The organism is Nocardioides jiangsuensis (assembly GCF_019679455.1).
Taxonomy (GTDB): domain Bacteria; phylum Actinomycetota; class Actinomycetes; order Propionibacteriales; family Nocardioidaceae; genus Nocardioides_C; species Nocardioides_C jiangsuensis.
This window is the reverse complement of sequence record NZ_JAIEZQ010000001.1, coordinates 1,531,246-1,553,244: the sequence shown is the minus strand read 5'-3', so window position 1 is coordinate 1,553,244 and position 21,999 is coordinate 1,531,246. Positions and strand designations below refer to the sequence as shown.

The window sequence follows — 21,999 nt, the reverse complement described above, 5'->3', positions numbered from 1 at the left end:
GAACCTCCAACGAGATCAGGCACAGCGTTGGTGGTTCAGCCGTCGACGGTAATGCGGGTCACACTGCATGGTTGTGGGCAACCCCAGCGCAGGGCGTCTGCGCCCGTGCCACCGAGGCATTGCCGGGGACCGGCAACCGGGCCACCGGCAAGGCCCGCTCCTCCCGAGAGTGTGATCCCACATGTCCGCTGTGCAAGAAACCGTCGCGCCCACCGTCACCCACCGCGGCCGGCAGCTCGTCGCCGCGACGGTCGGCCAGATCGTCGAGTGGTTCGACTGGTACGCCTACTCGATCCTCGCGGTCTACTTCGCGGGGCAGTTCTTCCCCGCGAGCGACGCCTCGAGCATGGTGCCCCTGCTGTCTGCCCTGGCCGTGTTCGCCGCGGGCTTCCTGATGCGCCCGGTGGGCGGGCTCGTCATGGGCGCGGTCGCCGACCGGCGTGGGCGCAAGGCCGCCCTCACCCTGTCCATCACAATGATGGGCGCCGCGAACCTGACGATCGGGCTCTCCCCGACGTACGCCCAGGTCGGCCTGCTGGCCCCGCTCCTCCTCGTCGTCGCGCGGCTGGTGCAGGGCCTGTCAACCGGCGGTGAGCTCGGCGCCGCCTCGGTCTTCCTGGTGGAGTCCGCACCGGCCAACCGGCGCGGACTGTTCTCCAGCTTCATCTACATCGGCGCGATGACCGGCAACCTGGCCGCGATCGGTACCGCCGCGGCGCTCGCCTCCTCGCTCAGCGACGAGGCGATGAGCTCGTGGGGCTGGCGCGTGCCGTTCCTCATGGGCGCGCTGGCCGGGGCGGTGGGCCTGTGGATCCGCCGTCACGCCCAGGAGACCTCGACGGTGGCCGAGGACATCCGCAGCGGCCGCGTGCGCCGTCCCAGCCCGTTCGAGTTCCTCAAGGCCCACCCGCGGGAGAGCCTGCAGGTCATCGGGATCACCATGGCACCCGCGGTGCTGTTCTACGTGTGGGCCGTCTTCCTGCCGACGTACGCCGCGATCAGCGTCGGCTTCGACAAGACCCAGGCCCTCGTCGTCTCCTCGGTCTCCCTGGTGTTCTTCACCCTGCTCCAGCCGATCACCGGCACCATCTCCGACAAGGTGGGCCGCAAGCCCACGCTGATCGTCTTCGCGCTCGGCTTCGTGGTCGGCACCGTGCCGATGCTGAACGGGCTCAGCTCCAGCGTCTGGAGCCTGCTGCTGATCCAGTGCATCGGCCTCGCCCTGCTGTCGGGGTGGTCCTCGGTGTCCGCCGCGGTGATGTCGGAGCTGTTCCCCGCCCGCGTCCGGGCGACCGGCATCGGCCTGCCCTACAACATCGCGATGGCGGTCTTCGGCGGCACCGGACCCTACATCGCGACCTGGCTGCAGAGCTCGGGCCACGGCGCCCTCTTCGGCTGGTACCTCGTGGCCTGCGCCGCCGTGTCCCTGCTGACCTACCTCAGCCTCCGCGAGACCCACGGCGAGCCCCTCCCCCGTTAGACCGCTCCCGCGCCCCGACCGAACCACGGAAGGAATCCCATGAACGCCCCTGAACAGGCCCGCCCCGACGACCTCGCCGGCAAGGTCGCCATCATCGCCGGCGCCGGCTCCCGCGCCTCGGGCATCGGCAACGGCCGTGCGGCCGCCGTCCTGCTCGCCCAGTCCGGCATGAAGGTCGCGCTCGTCGACTCGGTCGCCGAGAACATGACCGAGACCCGCGAGCTGGTCGAAGGTGCCGGCGGCGAGTGCCTCGTGCTGCCCGCGGACGTGTCCCGGGTAGAGGACTGCGAGGCGGTCGTCGCGGCGGTGGTCGACGCGTGGGGCGGTGTGGACGTGCTGTTCAACAACGTCGGGATCGTCGGCCCCAGCGGCTCGGTCGTCGACGTGGACCTGGACGCCTGGGACCGCTGCTTCGACATCAACGTCACCTCGATGGTGCTGATGTCCCGCTTCGTCATCCCACACATGCGGAAGCGGGGCGGCGGGTCGATCATCAACACCTCGTCGATCGCCGGCGTCCTCGGCGCGCACCCCTCGGTCATCTACAGCGCCACCAAGGGTGCCGTCACCAACCTCACCCGTGCGATGGCCGCGATGCACGGCCCCGAGGGGATCCGGGTCAACGCCCTGGTGCCGGGCTTCCTGCACACGCCGATGGTCCACTCCCAGGGGCTGAGCGAGGAGGACCGCGTCCGGCGCCGCAACGTCGCCCCGGTCGGCGCCGGCGGGGTCGAGGGCAGCGGGTGGGACGTCGGCGAGCTGGTCCGGTTCCTGGCCAGTGACCGGGCGCGGTTCATCAGCGGGACGAACATCCCCGTCGACGGCGGGCTGGCCGCCGTGATCCCGATGACCGACTCGATGAGCGTCACCGCTCCGGTCGACGGGAGCTGACCCGTGGAACGCCGTGCCGACATGATCGGCTGGTCGCACACCCCGTTCGGCCGTCTGACCGGTGAGACGGTGGAGTCCCTGGTCACCACCGTCGCGCGTGACGCGATCGCTCACGCCGGCCTCGCGCCGGCCGACGTCGACGAGATCGTGCTGGGCCACTACAACGGGGGGCTCAGCCCGCTCACCTTCTCCTCCTCGCTGGTCCTGCAGGCCGACGACGACCTCCGGTTCACGCCGGCCACCCGCGTCGAGAACGCCTGCGCCACCGGGTCGGCCGCCGTGCTCCAGGGCGTGCGCGCCATCGCGGCGGGAGACGCCCGGACCGTGCTCGTCGTCGGTGTCGAGAAGATGACCGACGGCGACCCGCGCACCGCGGGGCGGGCGCTGCTCGGGGCGGACTACGACCGCGCCGGGTCCGACTCACCGGTCGGCTTCGCCGAGATCTTCGCGCGCATCGCCGAGGCCTACTTCGCCCGGTACGGCGACCACGGAACCGTGCTCGCCGAAATCGCCGCGAAGAACCACCGGCACGGCGTGCACAACCCGTTCGCACAGCTCCGCAAGGACCTCGGCGTCGAGTTCTGCGACACCGTCTCCGACCGCAACCCCGTGGTGGCCGGCCCGCTCCGGCGCACCGACTGCTCCCCGATCTCCGACGGGGCGGCCGCCCTCGTGCTGACCCGCGCGGGCGCGGCTCCGGCGGAGGCACCGGCCGTCGCGGTCCGGGCGATCGCCCAGCGCAACGACTACCTGCCGCTGTCGCGGCGCGACCCCGTCGTGTTCGAGGCCGGCCGCCGGGCCTGGCAGAGCGCGCTGGCCACCGCCGGGGCCACCGTGTGGGACCTCGACCTGCTCGAGATCCACGACTGCTTCACGATCGCCGAGCTCATCGAGTACGAGATGCTCGGGCTGTGCGCCCCCGGCGAGGGGCGGGTCGTGGTCGAGGAGGGCTGGGCGCACCGGGACGGGAAGCTGCCGGTGAACCCGTCCGGCGGCCTGAAGTCGAAGGGCCACCCGATCGGCGCCACCGGCGTGTCCCAGCACGTCCTCGCCGCGATGCAGCTCACCGGGGCCGCGGGCGCGATGCAGGTCCCCGATGCCACCCGGGCCGGCGTCTTCAACATGGGCGGCACCGCCGTCGCCAACTACGCGAGCATCCTGGAACGGCTGCGATGAACGACCTCCCCCTGACCCTGCAGACCCTCATGGCCGGGGCCCTGGCCAAGCACGCCGCGCGCCCCGCGGTCGTCGTGGACGGGACCGCCTGGACCTACGGCGACCTCGACCGGGCGGCCAACCGGCTTGCCCACGCCCTGCTCGCCCTCGGTGTCGCACCGGGGACGCCGGTGGCGCTGATGATGTCCAACTGCGCCGAGTACGTGGTCGCCGACCTCGCGGTCGTCAAGCTCGGCGCAGCGAAGGTGCCGCTCAACGACATGCTCTCGCCCGGCGAGGCCACCTACATCCTCCGCGACAGCGGGGCCGTCGTCGCCGTGGCGTCCAGCTCGCAGCTCGACGTCGCGATGTCCTGTCTGCGCGCGGGAGAGGCACTGCGCACGGTGGTCGCGCTCGACGCCGACGAGGCGCCACCTCCGGACGCCCTGCCGTGGTCCACCGCCCTGGCCGGACGGTCGGAAGACCCGCCCGCGGTCGAGGTCTCCGCGACCGACGTGGGGCTGATGCTCTACACGGGCGGGACGACGGGACGTCCCAAGGGCGTCGTACACCTGCAGCAGCAGCTCGCGCTGAACCTGCTCGCGCACCGCATCGAGACCGAGATCCGCTCCGAGGAGCGGTTGCTGCTCTCCTCGCCGCTGCCGCACAGCGCGGGCTTCCTGCTCCAGACGGCGTTGCTGGCCGGGGCGGTCAGCCACGTGGAGCGGGGCTTCGACGCCACCGCGGTGCTGCGCGCGGTGACCGAGGAGGGGGTGAGCTTCCTGTTCATGGTGCCGACGATGATCTACCGCCTGCTGGACCGGGCCGCCGAGGGAGCTTGGGACCTGTCGTCGCTGCGCACGATCCTGTACGGCGCCGCGCCGATGTCGCCGGAGAGGCTCGCGGAGGGGCTCGACCGGTTCGGTCCCGTCTTCATGCAGCTCTACGGTCAGTCGGAGGCGCCCAACTTCATCACGAGGCTCACCCGCGAGGCGCACGTCACCGACGAGCAGCACCGGCACCGGCTGCGCAGCTGCGGCCAGCCCACTGCGATGGCCGAGGTCCGCATCGTCGACGAGGACGGCCGGGACTGCCCGGCCGGCGCCGAGGGCGAGGTCGTCGCGCGTACCGCCTACACGATGAGCGGCTACCACGGCCTGCCCGAGGCGACCGCCCGCACGCTCCAGGACGGCTGGCTGCGCACCGGTGACATCGGCTACCTCGACGAGGAGCGCTACCTCTACCTGCTGGACCGCAAGAACGACATGATCATCACCGGCGGGATGAACGTCTACTGCAGCGAGGTCGAGGCCGCCCTCCGTGAGGTCGAGGGCGTCGCGCAGGCCGCCGTCGTCGGCGTACCTCATCCCGACTGGGGCGAGGCGGTCGTGGCGTTCGTGGTCGCCTCCGAGGGCGTGACGCTCGACGAGACCGAGGTGACGCGTCAGTGCCGCGGCTCGCTGTCGGCGTACAAGCGACCCAAGGCCGTCCACCAGGTCGACCAGCTGCCGCTCACCGTCTACGGCAAGGTCGACAAGAAGGCTCTCCGGGAGGCGTGGCAGGCCATGGCCGGCTGACCCGTTCGCGCGTCGCCGGGGGTCAGGTCGGGCCATCCGTCCGCCCGGCATCGAGGCTCCCCCTGAGCCATTCCGGTGAGGCCCTCCCGGACGATCCAATGGGGAGGCATGGGGCTGCGGGTTGCGTCGGGTCGTCCGGCAGCGACGCCGGTGTCGCCGATGCACGAGGGGGCCGCGCTGTCATGGGGATGTTCGGGTCGTCACCTCCCCGACCACGGTCAGGGGACGACCTCCTGCCGCGCCTCTCCGTCCGGGGGAAGTTCCTCTTCGACGGGGAGGACAAGTTCTATGCCCGGGGCGTGACCTACGGAACCTTCAGGCCGCGCGACGAGGGCTGCGAGTTCCCCCTGCCGGAGGTGGTCGAGGCGGACTTCGCCGCGATCGCCGCGCACGGGATGAACGCGGTCCGGACCTACGTCGTCCCGCCCCGGTGGGTGCTCGACAGCGCCGCCGCCCACGGCCTGCGGGTGATGGTCGGTCTGCCGTGGGAGCAGCACGTGACCTTCCTGGACGACCGGGCCCGCGCTCGCGCGATCGAGGACCGGGTGCGCGACATGGTCCGGACGTGCGCCGGCCATCCCGCGATCCTCTGCTACACGGTCGGCAACGAGATCCCCGCCTCGATCGTGCGCTGGCACGGCCGCCGCCCGGTCGAGCGGTTCCTGGAGCGGCTCTACGTGGCGACGAAGGAGGAGGACCCGGGTGGCCTCGTCACCTACGTCAACTTCCCCACCACGGAGTACCTGGAGCTGCCGTTCCTCGACCTGGCCACGTTCAACGTCTACCTCGAGGACCGGCAGCCGTTGGAGGCCTACCTCGCGCGGCTGCAGAACCTCGCCGGTGACTCCCCCCTGGTCATGGCCGAGATCGGGCTCGACAGCCGCCGTCACGGCCTCGACGAGCAGGCCCGCGTGCTGCGCTGGCAGGTCGAGACCGCGGCGGATGCGGGCTGCGCCGGCGCCTTCGTCTTCGGCTGGACCGACGAGTGGCACCGCGGCGGTCACGACATCGAGGACTGGGACTTCGGCCTGACGACGCGCGACCGGCGACCGAAGCCCGCGCTGGCATCGGTGAGCGCGGCGTTCGCCCGGATGCCGCCCGCGCCCGGCGCCGACTGGCCCCGGATGTCGGTGGTGGTGTGCACCTACAACGGCGAGGCGACCGTGCGCGACTGCCTCGACGGCCTGCTGAAGCTCGACTACCCGGACTACGAGGTGATCGTGGTCGACGACGGGTCCACGGACGGGACGGCCGCGATCGCCGCCGCGTACCCGTACCGGGTGATCAGCACCGAGAACCGCGGCCTGAGCGCCGCACGGAACACCGGCCTCACCGCGGCGACCGGTGACGTCGTCGCCTACACCGACGACGACGCCCGGCCGGACCCGGACTGGCTGACCCTGCTCGCGCTCACGTTCCGCACGACCGACCACGCCGGCGTCGGCGGCCCCAACCTCCCGCCCGCGGGCGACGGCGCGATCGCGGACTGCGTGGCGAACGCGCCCGGCGGTCCGGTCCACGTGCTGCTTTCGGACCGGGAGGCCGAGCACATCCCCGGCTGCAACATGGCCTTCCGCCGGGAGTGCCTCGAGGCGGTCGGCGGTTTCGACCCGCGGTTCCGGACCGCCGGCGACGACGTCGACCTCTGCTGGCGACTGCAGGAGCGCGGCTGGACGCTGGGCTTCAACCCCGCCGCCGTCGTGTGGCACCACCGGCGCAACTCGCTGCGGATGTACTGGCGGCAGCAGCGCGGCTACGGCCGGGCCGAGGCGCTGCTCGAGCGCAAGTGGCCCGAGCGGTACAACGCTCCCGGTCACCTGGCCTGGAGCGGTCGGCTGTACGGGCGCGGTGTGAACCTCCCGCCTCCGCGTCGCTGGCGGGTGTACTACGGCACCTGGGGCAGCAGCCCCTTCCAGCAGCTCTACCGTCCGGCGGACGGGACTCTCGCCTCGCTCCCCCTGATGCCCGAGTGGTACCTGGGGATCGCCGCGCTCGCCGCGGTCTCCCTGCTGGGGGTCACCTGGCCGCCGCTGTTCCTGGCCCTGCCCGTCCTCGCCGCGTGTCTGGCGCCGCTCCTGACGCAGGCGGTCCGCGGCGCCGCACGGGCGCGGTTCCCCACCGCTCCCCGTTCGCGCTGGGAGACGCTGCGCCTGCGCGCCCTCGTCGCCGGGCTCTACCTCGCGCAGCCGGTCGCCCGGCTGGACGGACGCGTCAGGCACGGCCTGACCCCCTGGCGCGCTCGTGGCGGCCGGAGCCCGACGCTGCCGCGACGGCGTTCGCTCGAGGTCTGGAGCGAGCACGGGGAGCCGCCGGACGCGTGGGTGCGCCGGGTCGAGGATGCGCTCCGCTCCGCCGGCGCCGCGTTCCACCGGGGTGGTGACTTCGACCGGTGGGACCTGCACGTGGGCGGCGGCCTGCTCGGGGCGGCACGCCTGCGGATCGCGGTGGAGGAGCACGGCGGCGGACGCCAGCTGACCCGCTACCTGGCGTGGCCGCGCTGCTCCGGGACCGCCGTCGTCCTGTGCGTCGCGCTCGCCGGGTTGGCGGCGGTGACCGCGGCCGGCGGGGCCGTCGTCGCCACGGGCGTCCTGGCGGTCCTGCTCACCGCGGTGGCGCTGCGCCTCGCCGTCGAGTGCGGACGGGCCACCGCCGTCGCCGTCGCCGCGGTCCGGGTGCCGGCCACGACTCCCAAGGGCACCGGTGGTGACGCCGGTGACGCCGCACCGGGAGGCCTGGGACGATGACCGGCGCGCGGCGCGAGGGCGGGACGTCGTACGGCGAGCGTCAGCTCCTCCGACGCCTGGGGCGGGAGCTGCGGCCCTACCGGCTGTGGATCGCGGGCCTCTACGCGCTGAGCATGCTGGCCGTGCCGCTCGCGCTGCTCGCCCCGGTGCCCCTCAAGATCGTGGTCGACAGCGTGCTCGGCGCCCAGCCCGTGCCGCCGGTCCTCGAGCCGGTCCTCCCGGCCGGCTCCGACACGGCGCTCCTCCTCGCCGCCTCCCTGCTGTTCGTGACCGTTGCGCTGCTCACGCAGCTGCAGAGCCTCGGCACCGCGGTCGTCCGCGCCCTCACCGGTGAGCGGCTGCTGCTCGACTTCCGTACCCGCCTGTTCCGCCATCTGCAGCGGCTCTCCGTCTCCTACCACGACCTGAGAGGGACGAGCGACTCCACGTACCGGATCCAGTACGACGCCCTCGCCGTGCAGCAGATCGCCGTGGACTCGATCCCGTCGTTCCTGACCGCGACGTTCACCCTCGTGTCGATGCTCTACGTGACCGCGGTGATCGACTGGCAGCTGGCGCTCGTCGCGGTCGCCGTCTCCCCGGTCCTCCTCGCCGTGTCCTGGCGTTACCGTGCCCGGCTCCGCACCCAGTCGCGGCGCGTCAAGCGCCTGGAGAGCGGGGCGATGTCCATGGCCCAGGAGACGCTCGCGGCGACCCGGGTGGTGCAGGCCTTCGGTCAGGAGGAGCACGAGGAGCAGCGGTTCACCCGGAGGTTCCACGAGGGGATGTGGGCGCGCGTCCACTACGCCGTGGTGTCGGGCCGCTACGCGCTCCTGGTCGGCCTCACGACCGCCGTGGGCAGTGCCGTGGTCCTCTTCGTGGGCGCACTGCACGTGCAGGCAGGTGTGATCACCGTCGGCGAGCTCGTCCTCGTCATGTCCTACCTCGCCCAGCTGTACTCACCGTTGCGGACCATGAGCAAGAAGGCGGGCTCGCTGCAGGGCCACCTCGCGAGCGCGGAGCGTGCCTTCGCCGTGCTCGACGAGCAGCCCGACGTGCGGGAGCGCCCCGGGGCACGTGCGCTGGTCCGCGCGCGCGGCGACCTCGTCCTCGACGGCGTCTCCTTCGGGTACGACGCCCAGCGTCCCGTCCTGGAGAACGTCTCGCTGCACGTCCGGCCCGGCATGCGCGTGGGCGTGTCCGGAGCCACCGGGGCCGGCAAGACCACACTGGTGAGCCTGCTCAACCGCTTCTACGACCCCACCGAGGGGCGGATCCTCCTCGACGACGTCGACCTGCGTGACTATCGCCTCGTCGACCTGCGCAGGCAGTTCGCCGTCGTCCTGCAGGAGCCGCTGCTGTTCTCGACGAGCATCGGCGAGAACATCGCCTACGCACGGCCGGAGGCGTCGTTCGAGGAGATCACCGCTGCTGCCGCCGCCGCCGGAGCCCACGACTTCATCGCGGCCCTGCCGGACGGTTTCGACACCCTCGTCGGCGAGCGCGGCGTGCGCCTCTCCGGCGGTGAGCGCCAGCGCATCTCCTTGGCACGGGCCTTCCTCAAGGACGCCCCGGTGCTCGTCCTCGACGAGCCGACCAGCGCGGTCGACGTCCGCACCGAGAAGGCGATCATGGAGGCGATGTACCGGCTCATGGAGGGGCGCACCACCTTCCTGATCGCGCACCGGCTGGGCACGCTCGAGGGGTGCGACCAGCGGATCGAGCTCGCCGGAGGCCGGGTTGCCCGCATGACCGACGGGGTGTCGTCAGGACGTGCCCGCGTCGTCAAGAGCGGCGACGTCAGCGAGCCCGCCGCTCCGGATCTCTTCGCGGATGTCGCCGACGCCTGGAGGGGTCTCGGGACGAGGTCACCGCTGCCGAGGCGCGTGGAGGTGCTGAAGAGGCACCACGACGAGCCCGAGGTCTGCTGCCTCCACGGCTGTGGTCCGGGCGGACGCGACGTCATCGCCAAGCGCCTCTCCGCAGCTGCGGTCGAGCCAGTCGTGTACGAGCACGTCCTCCCCGCGGTTCCTGGCTGCGGCCCGGCTTTCTACGGGGTCGTCCCCGCCCACGACGAGGACCAGTGCTGGCTGTTCATGGAAGACGTGGACGGAGATGTCTACACCCCCGCGACCTTCGAGCACCGTGGGCTCGCAGCACGCTGGCTGGGAGCCCTCCACTCGGCCACCTCCGAGATGCGCCTCGACCTGGTGCTGCCCGACCGCGGACCTGCTCATTACCGCAGCCGTCTGGGCAGCGTGATCGAGGCGATGTCGAAGGCGCAGGGAAACCCCAGGATCGACCCGGAAGGAAGATCGCGGCTGTCGGCTGCCGTGGAGCGCTGCCTGCTGTTGGAGCACCAGTGGGACATCGCCGGTGCCCCGCTCGAGGGTCTCCGGCCGGGCCTCGTCCACGGCGATCTCGTCCCCAAGAACGCCCGGATTCGCAGACTCTCCGGGGAGCCTCAGTTCGTCGCCTTCGACTGGGAGACCGCGGGGTGGGGGGTGCCGGTCCCGGACCTGGAGGAGTTTGCGGTCGAGAACCGCTGGGAGGAGATCCCGTGGATACTCGATCAGCTTCCTGGCGGCAGATCCGCAGGTGAGCACGCCAGGCTCGCCTTCACGGTCGGGCGGATCTTCCGCCTGGTGGCGTCGATCGACTGGGAATGCAGCGGGTTGTGCACGGCATGGCCGTATCGCGGTGTTCGCAGGATCGGCGACTACCGTCGCCACCTGGGTGAGTCGATGCGTGTCCTGGGCATGGAGGTCTGATGACGGGCACCGCAGCCCAGCTGCCGGACCTGAGGACGCTCAATCACCGCCTTCGCGTCGCGCTCGGTGACGCCGAGGCACTCGTCCTCGACCGGCGACCCAACGCGTATGTAGCTACGTTCCCGGCCGAGATCGTGACGTGCCGGCTGGCCGACAAGCAGGTCGTGCGCCTCTTCTGCAAGCACGAGTCCGGCGCGAGCGACGGCTCCCACGGGCACCGACTCGGCGTCGCCTACGAGGCGGAGGTCTACCGGCAGCTACTCGCTCGAGCGGGCGTTTCGACACCACGCTTCTACGGGGCGTGGACCGACGGAACGGGGAACCACGCCCTGCTTGTCATCGAGTACCTGGACGACGCCCTCCGGGTCAACGAGACCCGGGACTGGCGGCTGTCCCTGCTGCGGACCGCGGTGTGGATCGCGGAGTTCCAGCTGCTCGTCACACAACGGCGACTGGAGCCGCCGCGTTCGCTGGCCAGACGGCATGGACACGACTACTACCTCGGCTGGTCGCAGCGCGCAGCGGACTCCGTTGCCCGTGCCGGACCTCACGACGCTCAGCTGGAGCCGATCAAGGAGGGGTTCGAACGCTCGCTCGACCTCCTGACGGAGGGAGAGCTTGTTCCCATACACGGGGAGTTCTACCCCCGGAACGTGCTCGTGCACGAGGGAGACATCCGACCGATCGACTGGGAGTCGACTGCCCTGGCGGCCGGCGAGATCGATCTCGCCAGCCTCGTCGAGCGATGGCAGCCAGACGTCGTGGAAGCCTGTTGCGCCGCATATGCCCATGCGCGCTGGCCTGCCGGGCCACCCTCCGACTCCCAGTCGAGACTGGACATGGCACGCCTCTATCTCCACTTCCGCTGGATCGCGGTCCGGTCAACGCCTCGCGACTCGATTCAGTGGCGCTTCGAGGAGCTTCGCACGATCGGCGCGCGGCTGGGCTTCCTTCCTTAGGCTCGCTTCTGCAGGATCTTGGGTCGGCGCCACTCGTGGACCGACAGGCAAGTTCGTCTGCGGCTTGGCCCGGTGGCTACCGTGCCGCCGCCTGGAGGACCGCGGAGCAGTCCCGGAACCACGCGATCGTGCGCAGCAGCCCGTCCGTGAGCCCCACTTCCGGCTCCCAGCCCAGGGCGGTACGCGCGACCGTGATGTCGGGCCGTCGGAGGACGGGGTCGTCGACGGGACGGGGCACGTAGCAGATCTCGGATCGCGACCCGGTGAGCTCGAGGACCGTCTCCGCGAGCTCGAGGACCGTCAGCTCGTGAGGGTTGCCGATGTTGACGGGCCCCGGGTGGTCGGCGTCGAGCATCCGCACGAGCCCGTCTATCAGGTCGTCGACGTAGCACACGGACCTCGTCTGCGAGCCGTCGCCGGCCACGGTCAGCGGCCGGCCGGCGAGTGCCTGGTCGATGAACGTCGGGATCGCCCGCCCGTCGTGCGGCCGCATCCTCGGACCGTAGGTGTTGAAGATGCGGACGATCCCCGTGTTCACACCCATGCTCCTGCGGTACGCCGCGGTCGACGCCTCGGCGAAGCGCTTGGCCTCGTCGTAGACCGACCTCGGCCCGACGGGGTTGACGTTGCCCCAGTAGGTCTCCGGCTGCGGGTGCACCTGCGGGTCGCCGTACGTCTCCGAAGTGGACGCCAGAAGGAACCGGGCGTGCTTCTCCGCGGCGAGCTCCAGGGCGTTCAACGTTCCGAGAGAGCCCGCCCTCAGGGTGTGGATCGGCAGCCGGAGGTAGTCGACGGGCGAGGCGGGCGAGGCCAGGTGGAGCACGGCATCGACCGGACCGTCGACGTGGATCGGCTCACTCACGTCCACGCGTCGGAGCACGAACCCGTCGTCGCCGAGGAGGTGGCCGACGTTGTCCGGCACCCCGGTCAGGAAGTTGTCGACGCAGAGCACCGCGTGGCCGTCCTCGAGCAGCCGCTCACAAAGGTGCGACCCGAGGAACCCCGCCCCTCCCGTGACCACCATGCGTTTCCCAGTCATGCCCCCCCCAGAGTGTGGCTACCCCAAGTACAGCGCAGCCGTCGTGTCAGGACCACCGCCCATCCGCGTCATGGTGCCGCGCCCGCGCGACCGTGTGAGCCCACCCACGCAGCCGGGAGCGAGGTGCCGTCGCCACCCGGATCGGCGGTGTCCGGGTGAACCGCTCGGGTCGTTCGACAGATGGTCATGCGCGCGGGTTGAGGGCACGGACCCCGCCGTCCGATACTCGAGGTGACACTGCACGGTGCTCGGGCAGACGTGCTCACCCGACCAACCCTTCCCGGGTGGTCGCCGGCTCTTCACAGAGCACGGAGGGGGTCTTCGGATGGGCGCACGCCTCGGAGTCATCGGCGCGGGGTACCTCGGCGCGACCCAGGCGGCCTGTCTGGCCGAGCTCGGGCACGACGTGGTGGCAGCCGACGTCGACGCCGCCAAGGTGAAGGCGCTCGACGCCGGTGTTCTCCCGTTCTTCGAGCCGCGGTTGGCCGACCTCCTGTACCGGCACACCTCCTCCGGCCGGCTCCGGTTCACGACCGACCTCGCCGAGCTCGCCGACCACGCCGACGTGCACTTCGTCTGCGTCGGGACACCGCAGCGACCGGACGGAGCCGCTGCGGACACGAGTCACGTCTTCTCCGCCGTCGCGGACCTCGTGCCCCGCCTGACCCGGGCGACGCTCGTGGTGGGAAAGTCCACGGTGCCCGTCGGCACCGCCGCGCAGCTGGGCGAGCTCTGTGACCGGCTGGCTCCGCCCGGGGTCGCGGTGGAGGTGGCGTGGAGCCCGGAGTTCACGCGTGAGGGGCACGCGGTCGACGACACGCTGACGCCCGACCGGCTCGTCTTCGGGCTGACGTCGACCGCGGCGGAGAGGACGCTCCGGGGCATCTACCGGGGCCTCCTGGACGCCGACGTACCGGTGGTCGTCACCGATCCCGCGACCTCCGAGCTGGTGAAGCTGGCCGCCAACGCGTTCCTGGCGACGAAGCTCTCCTTCGCCAACGCACTGGCCGAGCTCTGCGAGGCCGCCGGAGGGGACGTGCTGGCCCTCACGAAGGCCCTCGGCTACGACCTGCGGATAGGCCACCGCTACCTCGCCCCCGGGCTGGGGTTCGGAGGGGGTTGCCTGCCCAAGGACCTCCGCGCCCTGACCGCGAGCGCTGCCGACGTCGGCGCGGAGGAGGCGTTCGCCTTCCTCGACCACGTGGACAGGATCAACACCAGGCGGCGTCAGCGGACGGTGGCCCTGGCACTCGAGGAGTGCCGGGGCAGCGTGCTCGCCCGACGGGTCGCCGTCCTGGGTGCGGCGTTCAAGCCCGACACCGACGACGTACGCGACTCACCGGCGCTCGACGTCGCGGCGCGGCTGCACCTGCAGGGTGCGGACGTGGCCGTGTACGACCCGCGTGCGAACGTCACGGCCGCCAGGGTCGTCCCTGCCCTCACCTACGTCGACGACGTCGAGGCCGCCGTCGACGGAGCACACCTGGTGCTGCACCTCACCGAGTGGACGGAGTTCGCGTCCTTGGACCCGCACCGGCTGCACGCCCTCGTGGCGGAGCCCCGGATCCTGGACGCCCGCAACACGCTCGATGCCGAGCGCTGGCGGAGGGCCGGCTGGTCCTTCCGCTCCCTGGGCGCCCGGAACAACGGCCACCGCGTCGGACCAGACGTACTCGCGCCTGCACCCTGACGCCGCCACCGGCGAGGACGAAGGCCCCGACCCGCGTCTTGCGCTGGTCAGGGCCCTTCGTGTGTGTGGCAGGGTGCAGGATTCGAACCTGCGTCGGTATACACCGACGGATCTACCGAACGCCGATGCCCACTCGTTGACCTGTGGGTTCACCGCTCCCCCGTCCCATTTCCGCACGGTTTCCCCACGCCGCGCCGTCACCCACCGCTTCACCATGCCGGCGCCCGTGCTCCTGTCGAAGTGCCATCCGCTCCCAGTTCTGGTGGAGGCGGGCATGGCAGAGTGGCAAGGTAGGAGTGATGAGACGAGACCGCCGGCGCCTTTCCGTCAGCGACGTCGCCGAGGCGCAGGGCGCGCGCCTGCGTCGCCGCCAACGCTGGTACTTCGCCCTGATGGGCACCTGTCTGGCACTGATTGTGCTGGCGTGGAACGTGGTCCGGCTGTGGTCCACGACAGCGGCTGTCGCCATGTCTGTCGTCGCCGCGGTGCTTCCGCCGGTGGCCGTACTGATCGCCAACTGGGGCGAGGACCACTAACGAACGCCCGACCTTCGAGCGCCGCTTGCAAGGTGCCCCTTTCCGACGCTTTCGCGATGAGCACCGTTTCGGATGGGGGGTCGCCGCGGACTCGTCAGCAGTGGGCCCCACCGGTCGAGTGATCTGACAGTCTGCCGCCGTGGACACCGAGACTGCGGACGCGTTGGCGTGGCTGCTCACGGCGGAGGAGCCGTCGGTGCGATACCTGGCCCGTCGCGATCTGCTGGGAGAAGACTCGCTTTCTGGCCTAGCAGCCCCCACGGCCGGGCCGTGGCAGTCGGCGTTGCTTGCCGGGCAGCAGGAGGACGGCGGGTTCGGAGGCGATCCGTACCGCAAGTGGACCGGCGCGCATTGGCGGTTGGTCTCGTTGGCCGAGCTCGCGGCGCCGGTCAGCGACCCGCGCGTCGCAGCCGCCGCTGAACATGTCCTCGCCTGGGTCGTCAACGGTCTGAGGAACCCGCCACGGGTGGTCAACGGGCTGCCGCGTTCGCACGCCAGCGTCCATGGCAACGCGCTCGGCGCGTGTACGCGGCTCGGACTCGCAGGAGACGAACGCACCCGACGACTTGCCGAGGCCATCATCTCCTGGCAGTGGCCAGACGGCGGATGGAACTGCGACAACCAGGCCGACGGGCACCGGTCGTCGTTCCACGAGTCGCTGCGCACAGCCTGGGGCCTGCAGGAGTACGCCACGACCACCGGTCACGCCGGTGCCCGCGAGGCCGCAGAGCTGGCCGTTGAGCTGTTCCTCCAGCATCGGGTGTTTCGGCGGGGCGGCACGGACAAGCCGATCAATGCCCGTTGGCTGGCGATGCCCTACCCGTCGTACTGGCACTACGACGTGCTCTCCGCCCTGATCGTCATCGCGCGCGGGGGCCGGTGCGGCGACCCGCGGGCAGCCGATGCCTTGGACCTGCTCGAGAAGAAGCGCAGGCCGGACGGACGGTGGAACGCGCAGGCACAGTGGTGGCGCACGGGCGACAGCAGGAAGCCTCCCGAGGTAGTCGACTGGGGTGGCGCCGGCGAACCCAACCTGATGGTGACCCTGAATGCCTTGCGGGTCCTCGCCGCGGCCGGTCGGGTGAACCTCACTCAGTGACGCCGTCCTCATCACCGCCGTGGCCACAAGCACCCTTGACAACTTTTCTAGTCAAGAGCATGGTGGCGATATGCAGGACGTCGAGGTCATCGAAAGCGCGGAGGCAGCCGCCGCCGCGCTGGATCCAGTCCGGGCCCGGCTGCTCGGCGAGCTGGCCGTCCCGGCCTCCGCCGCCGGGCTCGCCGCCAGAGTCGGCATCACGCGCCAGAAGGTCAACTACCACCTCAAGGCGCTCGAGGCGCACGGCCTGGTGGCGCTGTCCGGAGAGCGCCGGCACGGGGGCATCACCGAGCGGGTGCTGCAGGCGTCGGCGGCGTCGTACGTCGTGTCGCCGGCGGCCCTCAGCGCGGCCGCGGCCGACCCGGACGCCAACGCCGACCACTTGTCGGCGGGCTACCTCGTCGCGCTGGCCGGTCGGCTTGTGCGCGAGGTCGGCGCCCTGGCGCGCCGGGCCGGCGCGTCCGGCAAGCGCCTGCCGACGCTGACCATCGACACGCAGATCGGCTTCCGCTCGGCCGCCGACCGGGCCGCCTTCGCGGACGACCTGACCGCCGCGGTGCTCGACCTGGCCGCTCGCTACCACCACGACGACGGGCGCCCGCACCGGCTCCTCGTCGCCGCCCACCCACTTCCTGAGGAGAGCACATGAGCACGACCCCGAACGTCCCGTACCGCCTGGAGTTCAGCGTCGAGGTCCCGGGCACCCCGGAGCAGGTCTGGCAAGCCATCGCCACCGCCAAGGGCATGAGCGCCTGGTTCGCGCCGACCGACATGGAGGAGCGCGAGGGCGGCTCCCTGCACTTCACCATGGGCCCCGAGATGGGCTCGGACGGCCGGGTCACCGCATGGGAGCCGCCGCGCCGCCTCGTCTACGAGGAGGACTGGGCCGCCCTCATGGGCAAGGACCCGGATGCGCTCAGCCCGCTGACGTCGGAGTTCCTCGTCGAGGCACAGTCCGGTGGCACCTGCGTCGTGCGCGTCACCAGCAGCGGCTTCGGGACCGGCGCCGCCTGGGAGTCGGAGTTCTGGGACACCATGGGCCCCGGCTGGATGCCGTTCTTCGACAACCTGCGCCTCTACCTGTCGCACTTCCCCGGCCAGGAGGCCACACACCTGGAGGTCACCGCCTCCCACCCCGGCGACGCGGAGGCGCTCTGGTCGACCCTGCACGACGCACTCGGGCTGGGCGACGAGGGCGCGACGGTCGAGGTGCGCGGCGCCACCGGCACGGTCGAGCGCGTCGACGAGCGGCAGACGCTGGTCCGGCTCACCGCGCCGGTGCCCGGGATGCTCAGCGTCTTCGCGTGGGACGAGGGCGGCGGCAAGGCGACGGCGGGCGTACGGGCGTACCTGTTCTCCGCAGACGCAGCGGACTACGTGCGGCGCGAAGAGCCGGCCTGGCAGGCCTGGCTGCAGGGGATCTCAGTCCCGGCCTGACCCGCGGCAGAACCAGCCGCCAGCTGACCTGAGCGAATCGCGCTGGCTGGGTAAGAGGCAACGCATGCCCATCAAGTTCGAGAACGTCGGGATCGCCGTCCGCGACCTCGAAGCGACGATCGCCTTCTTCACCGACCTCGGGCTTACCGTCCTCGGCCGTGACACGGTCAGTGGAGAGTGGACCGACACAGCCGTCGGCCTCGACGGCAACCACGCCAACATCGCCCATGCTCCAGACGCCAGACGGCAACGGTCGTCTCGAGCTCTTCGAGTACATCCACCCCGACGCGATCGAGACCGAGCCCACCGCCCTAACGAGATCGGCATGCACCGCGTGGCTTTCTCGGTCGACGACATCGACGAAGCCCTCGAGATCGCCGCGAGGCACGGCTGCCGCCCACTGCGCGGCGTGGCGACCTATGGGGACGTGTACAAGCTCACCTACGGGAGGGTCACCCGGAAACGGCCGTGCGGACCTGGTTCAGCATGGCCTCCTCGCGGTCGCTGACCTGCTGTGCGCCGAACCCCATGAAACCGCCTTCCTTAGCGGCATCGGCCGCGGCCCGCGCAGCGGCGACCAGCCACTGCCCGAACGCTGCTGCTTCGTCGGGTTGCGCCTTGGCGGCGACCAGTGTCTGCACGGCGCGCAGTTCCTCAAGCACCTGCACCCCCGCGGGAGGCCCGTCCGCCGCGGGTCGGTACCCGCTGAGCGGACTCCGCTTCTGCTGCGTCATGGCTTGAATCTCAAGGGCCACCTCGGCTAGCAGTTGCTCACGGCTCGGAGGGTTCGTAGAGCTCTTGAGCGTCGCGACCGTTTCCTTCGTGGCCTCGATGGGGCCGCCGGGGTCGGCGAGCGTGATCGCCATCCCGGCCACCAACGGTGCCCGCACGATTCGGGACCACTCGTCCTCACTAAAGTCACTCTTCGTCGTCACAGCAGGCTTCCCTTCAGGGTCAGGTCGAGCAACGCAGCGATCGGTTCCAGAGTCAACCCTGTGGCCGCCGAGCAGCCACCGCCTCATCCCGGATGGGTTGACCCCTGTTCGACGGACGGTGCTGGAACTCGTCGCTTTCCCTTAACCACAACTACAGATTCTGATGCACGGCGGGGCCCGTGATGGTCCTTTCGCGTTTGGCTGTCAGGTCCCCGCAGCAGGTGATTACAGGCACTACCAATGGGTGCGTCACTCCGCCACCTACCGGACAGAGTCCCCCCAACCGCACTTCCCTCTCCGGCAGTCTCGTCTCCCCGCACTGGTCACCGCGACCGGCGTCCGGTTCTGCTAGACGGGCATCGCTAGCGCGCTGCTGGAGACGAGCACCGCCGCAAACACTCTCGGGCAGTCAAGTGACCAGGAGCCGGTGACACTTCGATGGCAGCTACGAGGTCAGTCTCAGGTGCAGGTCGCGGCCGAGGATGACGGCCAGTCGCTCGACCTCCTGCTCGATGGCCCGCTCGGGTCGCCGCCGCTCGTCGCGCCAGACGACCATGAGCTCGTCGCCCTTCCGCACCCATGTCCCGCAGACGACACCGCCGACGATCACCAAGTTGGCCTTGCGGGTGACGAGAACCCGTTGGGACTGCGGGGTGACGTGGACGTCCTTGGTGCCGGGTCCCATCACCCACTGGTCGTGCCCCGGAAGGAACCGCACCGCGTTCGAGGGCCGCGCGGCGACGATGGAGTCGACATCCTCGCCAACGACGTACGCCGTGGTGCCCTCGACGTCGACCGCGACCAGCTGGTCGCGGAGCTCAGACAGCCAGCCGTTGAGCCGTTTGCGGCCGGCACTCAGGCCGTTGCCGAGCCAGTAGTGGATGTGGTCGCACGTCGCCGGTCCGTAGATCCGGAGGTAAGCCGTGATGGCCCGAGGACCCGCGTCGTCGAGGTCGGGGACGCCCGTCCACCTCGGGTTGAGGTCGAGGCGCTGGAACGTGTGCTGCCCGTCGCGGGGTGGCCCGAAGCTCATGTCCCCTTGCCACGTCAGCGGCTTGACCAGCGTGCCCGCGCCCTCGTCGAAGACCGGTTTCAGGTGCCGGTACGCGCGGTGTCTCGTCAGCACGTCACCGAGCTCGAAGATGGTCAACGGCCCATCGCTAAGCGCCTCGCGCACGGCCGCCCGGAAGTCGGGCCAGTCAGATGCGTTGAGCCGGTAGTACTCCACCCAGCTCGGCAACTCCCACTGCCGCCCGGCCGATCGGAGCGCGAGGTAGATGCCGCCGTCCTCGGGCGAGAGGTAGTGCATCGACCCGCGGAACGCGAACGCCTTGATCACTGTCCCGTCCGCCAGCGCCTTCGCAAGCTCGCCGGACCGCGACCTCGTACGACGGGTCCGCACGGCGAGCTCGGCGAGGGACTCATCCATCGACAGCACCGCACCGAGCCGGCGTACGACGTCGGCCACCGACTCGGACCCGACCGGGTCGAGCAGGTGTCGCTCCAACCGCCAGGCCAGCGCCTGGCTCCAAGTGACCGAGAAGTCGGTCGAAGTGGTCATGCCCACAGCCTCGCACCGATTCCGGACGATAGGCGTCCTCTGAGTGTTGGCAGGTCTTTCATACCCTGAGCCACGACGGCGACTCAGCCCTGAACCCTGACCTCGCGTCATACCGGCGCCTGCCGACCATGCAGACTTTTCGCGGACCTGGTTGTCATGCTGGTGATCGCGCGGTCGTGCCTCCGAGGCGGGCGTTCCGACGGGCCTCCTGATGTCGCAATGGCCTCGCTGCGGGGAACCACGCATCGGGGCTCTGCGGAGTACCGTTCGATGGTGGAGTTTGTCGAGGCGGGCGGGCTCGAGATCGCCTACCAGCGGGTCGGTGCCGGGCCGCCCCTGGTCTTTGTCCACGGTGCAGCTGAGGACAGCCGCATCTGGCAACCACAGCTTGCCGGTTTGGCCGACGAGTTCACGGTTGTGGCATGGGACGAACCAGGGGCTGGCCGGTCGTCAGACCTGCCGGAGGACTTCGGGCTGACAGGCTTTGCGGACGTGCTCGCAGCACTCATCGAAGCGCTTGGGCTCGGGCCCGCGCACATCGCCGGCCTGTCCTGGGGTGGCACCGTGGTGCTCGAGCTCTACCGTCGCCACCCGACCTGCGTCGCCACCCTGATCATGATCGACACCTACGCCGGCTGGAAGGGATCGCTGCCCGCAGACGAGGTCGAAGCGCGGGTTGCCGGCGCGCGCCAGATGCTCGCCGCGCCGCACGAGCACTTCGACCCCACGCTCCCTGGACTCTTCGCCACCGATCCGCCACCGAGGCTGGTGCCGCTGCTTTCCGCCATCGCCGCCGACGTCCGACCCGCCACCCTCGGGCGCCAGCTGGCCATCATGGCCGAGGCCGACCTGAGCGACCTACTGCGTCACGTATCCGTGCCCACGCTGCTGATCTGGGGACAGTTGGATGCGCGCTCGCCGCTCACCGTCGCCCACCAGTTCGAGGAGGCGATAGCGGACACGAGACTCGTCGTGATCGAGGACGCAGGCCACCTGAGCAATCTCGAGCGACCCGAGCGAGTGAACGACGCCGTGCGCGAATTCTGTCGAGCCCACGCGCCTCATCCCGGGTAGCGAGCACCGGGCGACCGTCCCAAGGCTTCAATCGCCCGGACCTGCCGCGTTGAGGGAACTTGCAGAGCAGACGGGAAGTGCGCCTTTCCGCCACCTGCCGGCGCGTGGGGACCCATAGTGCGCAGGCGCGATGGTTGGACTGCAGTGATGCGGAGTGGAGCCGCTTGGACCTCGGCTCCTGACTGCGGCCGGTGCTGTTAACAAATCCGGCAGGTGATCGTCCGAAATTCGCCCTAACCTGACTGCATGCCCGCCGAGACTTCGATGGACGTGGATGACCTCACGATCCGGCCCTTGGCGCCCGACACCTGGCCCGCTTTCGCCGAGTTGGTCGCACGGCACAACGGCGTGTTCGGCGGGTGTTGGTGCACCTGGTTCCACACGCTGTCCCGCGATAAGGACCGCACCTACGAGAGCAACCGCGACCTCAAGTGCCGCATGGTTGCGGAGGGGCGTGCACACGCAGCGCTGGTCTTCGATGGCGACGAGGCGGTGGCCTGGGCACAGTACGGACCGCCCGAGGAACTGCCCAACATCCACCACCGTCAAGAGTACGAGGCGGGACTGGGACGCCCTCCGGACTACCGGATCACGTGCATCTTTGTGGACCGTCGCTACCGGCGGCACGGGGTCGCGGCGCTGGCCCTACGCGGCGCTCTCGACCTCGTCGCCAAGGCCGGTGGCGGGGTGGTCGAGGGCTACCCGCACGACATGTCGAAGCAGCCGGAGGGCAAGAAGATGTCGTCCTCCTTCCTCTACAACGGCACCCGCAAGATGTACGAGGAAGCCGGCTTCACCTACGAGCGGCCCAAGGGGCAGAAGAACTGCGTCATGACTCGCACGATCGCGTCCGCCTGACCGCGTTAGTCGCGCGGGTGCGAGTCGCCCGCTCCACCAGAAGTTGCGTCTTTTCGCCGCGTGAGCGGCTGCGTAACTCCGCCGCCGGCGGACTCATCCAGCATCTGTCTCGCAAGCCGCTGGTCGCGCGCGACGCGCTCTCGGGCAAGGTTCCGTTTCACGGCACAGCAGCAGGGAGCTCGACCCGGTAACCCAGACGCGGCGTCCGGAGGAC

General features: G+C 70.6%; 18 protein-coding genes. 15 read left to right on the top strand and 3 right to left on the bottom strand.

All coding sequences use genetic code 11. The features are described from left to right. Window positions 1-181: 181 nt before the first annotated feature. The 7 genes from K1X13_RS07345 to K1X13_RS07315 all read left to right on the top strand — a co-directional run bounded on the left by K1X13_RS07345 (window position 182) and on the right by K1X13_RS07315 (window position 11,556). Complete coding sequence (locus K1X13_RS07345; protein WP_221024282.1) at window positions 182-1,480, top strand: MFS transporter; 1,299 nt, start codon at window positions 182-184, stop codon at window positions 1,478-1,480. A 39-nt stretch (window positions 1,481-1,519) separates the two neighbouring features. After that, the gene (locus K1X13_RS07340) at window positions 1,520-2,371 is read left to right on the top strand and encodes an SDR family NAD(P)-dependent oxidoreductase (protein WP_221024281.1); all 852 of its coding nucleotides are present in this window, start codon (window positions 1,520-1,522) and stop codon (window positions 2,369-2,371) included. A gap of 3 nt (window positions 2,372-2,374) precedes the next feature. Continuing rightward, entirely contained in the window at window positions 2,375-3,547 is a 1,173-nt protein-coding gene (locus K1X13_RS07335) for an acetyl-CoA acetyltransferase (RefSeq protein ID WP_221024280.1), read from the top strand. Then, window positions 3,544-5,103 carry a class I adenylate-forming enzyme family protein gene (locus K1X13_RS07330; RefSeq protein ID WP_221024279.1) on the top strand — a complete coding sequence of 520 codons (1,560 nt, stop codon included), beginning with the start codon at window positions 3,544-3,546 and terminating at the stop codon, window positions 5,101-5,103. Before K1X13_RS07335 ends, K1X13_RS07330 begins: the two co-directional genes overlap by 4 nt. A gap of 98 nt (window positions 5,104-5,201) precedes the next feature. Further along, window positions 5,202-7,847: a glycosyltransferase gene (locus K1X13_RS07325; protein ID WP_308249444.1), complete on the top strand. Its 2,646-nt coding sequence runs from the start codon at window positions 5,202-5,204 to the stop codon at window positions 7,845-7,847. Continuing rightward, window positions 7,844-10,597 (top strand): ABC transporter transmembrane domain-containing protein, encoded by a 2,754-nt coding sequence (locus K1X13_RS07320; RefSeq protein ID WP_221024277.1) that lies wholly within the window; start codon window positions 7,844-7,846, stop codon window positions 10,595-10,597. Before K1X13_RS07325 ends, K1X13_RS07320 begins: the two co-directional genes overlap by 4 nt. Further along, the gene (locus tag K1X13_RS07315) at window positions 10,597-11,556 is read left to right on the top strand and encodes a phosphotransferase family protein (protein ID WP_221024276.1); all 960 of its coding nucleotides are present in this window, start codon (window positions 10,597-10,599) and stop codon (window positions 11,554-11,556) included. Before K1X13_RS07320 ends, K1X13_RS07315 begins: the two co-directional genes overlap by 1 nt. A gap of 76 nt (window positions 11,557-11,632) precedes the next feature. Here K1X13_RS07315 and K1X13_RS07310 read toward each other — a convergent pair whose 3' ends face one another. Continuing rightward, window positions 11,633-12,595: a UDP-glucuronic acid decarboxylase family protein gene (locus K1X13_RS07310; protein ID WP_221024275.1), complete on the bottom strand. Its 963-nt coding sequence runs from the start codon at window positions 12,593-12,595 to the stop codon at window positions 11,633-11,635. Window positions 12,596-12,920: 325 nt separating this feature from the next. Between K1X13_RS07310 and K1X13_RS07305 the strand changes: the two genes are divergently transcribed. From K1X13_RS07305 to K1X13_RS07280, 6 genes are all read left to right on the top strand, one after another. Beyond that, on the top strand, window positions 12,921-14,285 hold the full coding sequence (locus K1X13_RS07305; protein WP_221024274.1) for a UDP-glucose dehydrogenase family protein: 1,365 nt from the start codon (window positions 12,921-12,923) through the stop codon (window positions 14,283-14,285). 299 nt (window positions 14,286-14,584) lie between these two features. Further along, the gene (locus K1X13_RS07300) at window positions 14,585-14,821 is read left to right on the top strand and encodes a DUF3099 domain-containing protein (RefSeq protein WP_221024273.1); all 237 of its coding nucleotides are present in this window, start codon (window positions 14,585-14,587) and stop codon (window positions 14,819-14,821) included. A 139-nt stretch (window positions 14,822-14,960) separates the two neighbouring features. Continuing rightward, window positions 14,961-15,920, top strand: coding sequence for a prenyltransferase/squalene oxidase repeat-containing protein (locus K1X13_RS07295; protein ID WP_221024272.1), 960 nt, complete (start codon window positions 14,961-14,963; stop codon window positions 15,918-15,920). Window positions 15,921-15,990: 70 nt separating this feature from the next. Continuing rightward, window positions 15,991-16,569, top strand: a complete 579-nt coding sequence (locus tag K1X13_RS07290) for an ArsR/SmtB family transcription factor (protein WP_221024271.1) — start codon at window positions 15,991-15,993, stop codon at window positions 16,567-16,569. After that, entirely contained in the window at window positions 16,566-17,357 is a 792-nt protein-coding gene (locus K1X13_RS07285) for an SRPBCC family protein (protein ID WP_221024270.1), read from the top strand. Before K1X13_RS07290 ends, K1X13_RS07285 begins: the two co-directional genes overlap by 4 nt. A gap of 64 nt (window positions 17,358-17,421) precedes the next feature. Next, window positions 17,422-17,865, top strand: a complete 444-nt coding sequence (locus K1X13_RS07280) for a VOC family protein (protein WP_221024269.1) — start codon at window positions 17,422-17,424, stop codon at window positions 17,863-17,865. On the opposite strand, the gene K1X13_RS07275 is transcribed toward K1X13_RS07280, so the two are convergent. Continuing rightward, on the bottom strand, window positions 17,810-18,223 hold the full coding sequence (locus K1X13_RS07275; protein WP_225914545.1) for a hypothetical protein: 414 nt from the start codon (window positions 18,221-18,223) through the stop codon (window positions 17,810-17,812). The genes K1X13_RS07280 and K1X13_RS07275 overlap by 56 nt on opposite strands. Before the next feature lie 514 nt (window positions 18,224-18,737). Next, a complete protein-coding gene (locus K1X13_RS07270) occupies window positions 18,738-19,853 on the bottom strand; it encodes a DNA glycosylase AlkZ-like family protein (RefSeq protein ID WP_221024267.1) in 1,116 nt (371 codons plus the stop codon). Between the two features lie 273 nt (window positions 19,854-20,126). On the opposite strand from K1X13_RS07270, the gene K1X13_RS07265 reads away from it, so the two are divergent. After that, on the top strand, window positions 20,127-20,927 hold the full coding sequence (locus tag K1X13_RS07265; RefSeq protein WP_221024266.1) for an alpha/beta fold hydrolase: 801 nt from the start codon (window positions 20,127-20,129) through the stop codon (window positions 20,925-20,927). Window positions 20,928-21,173: 246 nt separating this feature from the next. Continuing rightward, window positions 21,174-21,785, top strand: coding sequence for a GNAT family N-acetyltransferase (locus K1X13_RS07260; protein WP_225914543.1), 612 nt, complete (start codon window positions 21,174-21,176; stop codon window positions 21,783-21,785). Window positions 21,786-21,999 lie beyond the last annotated feature (214 nt).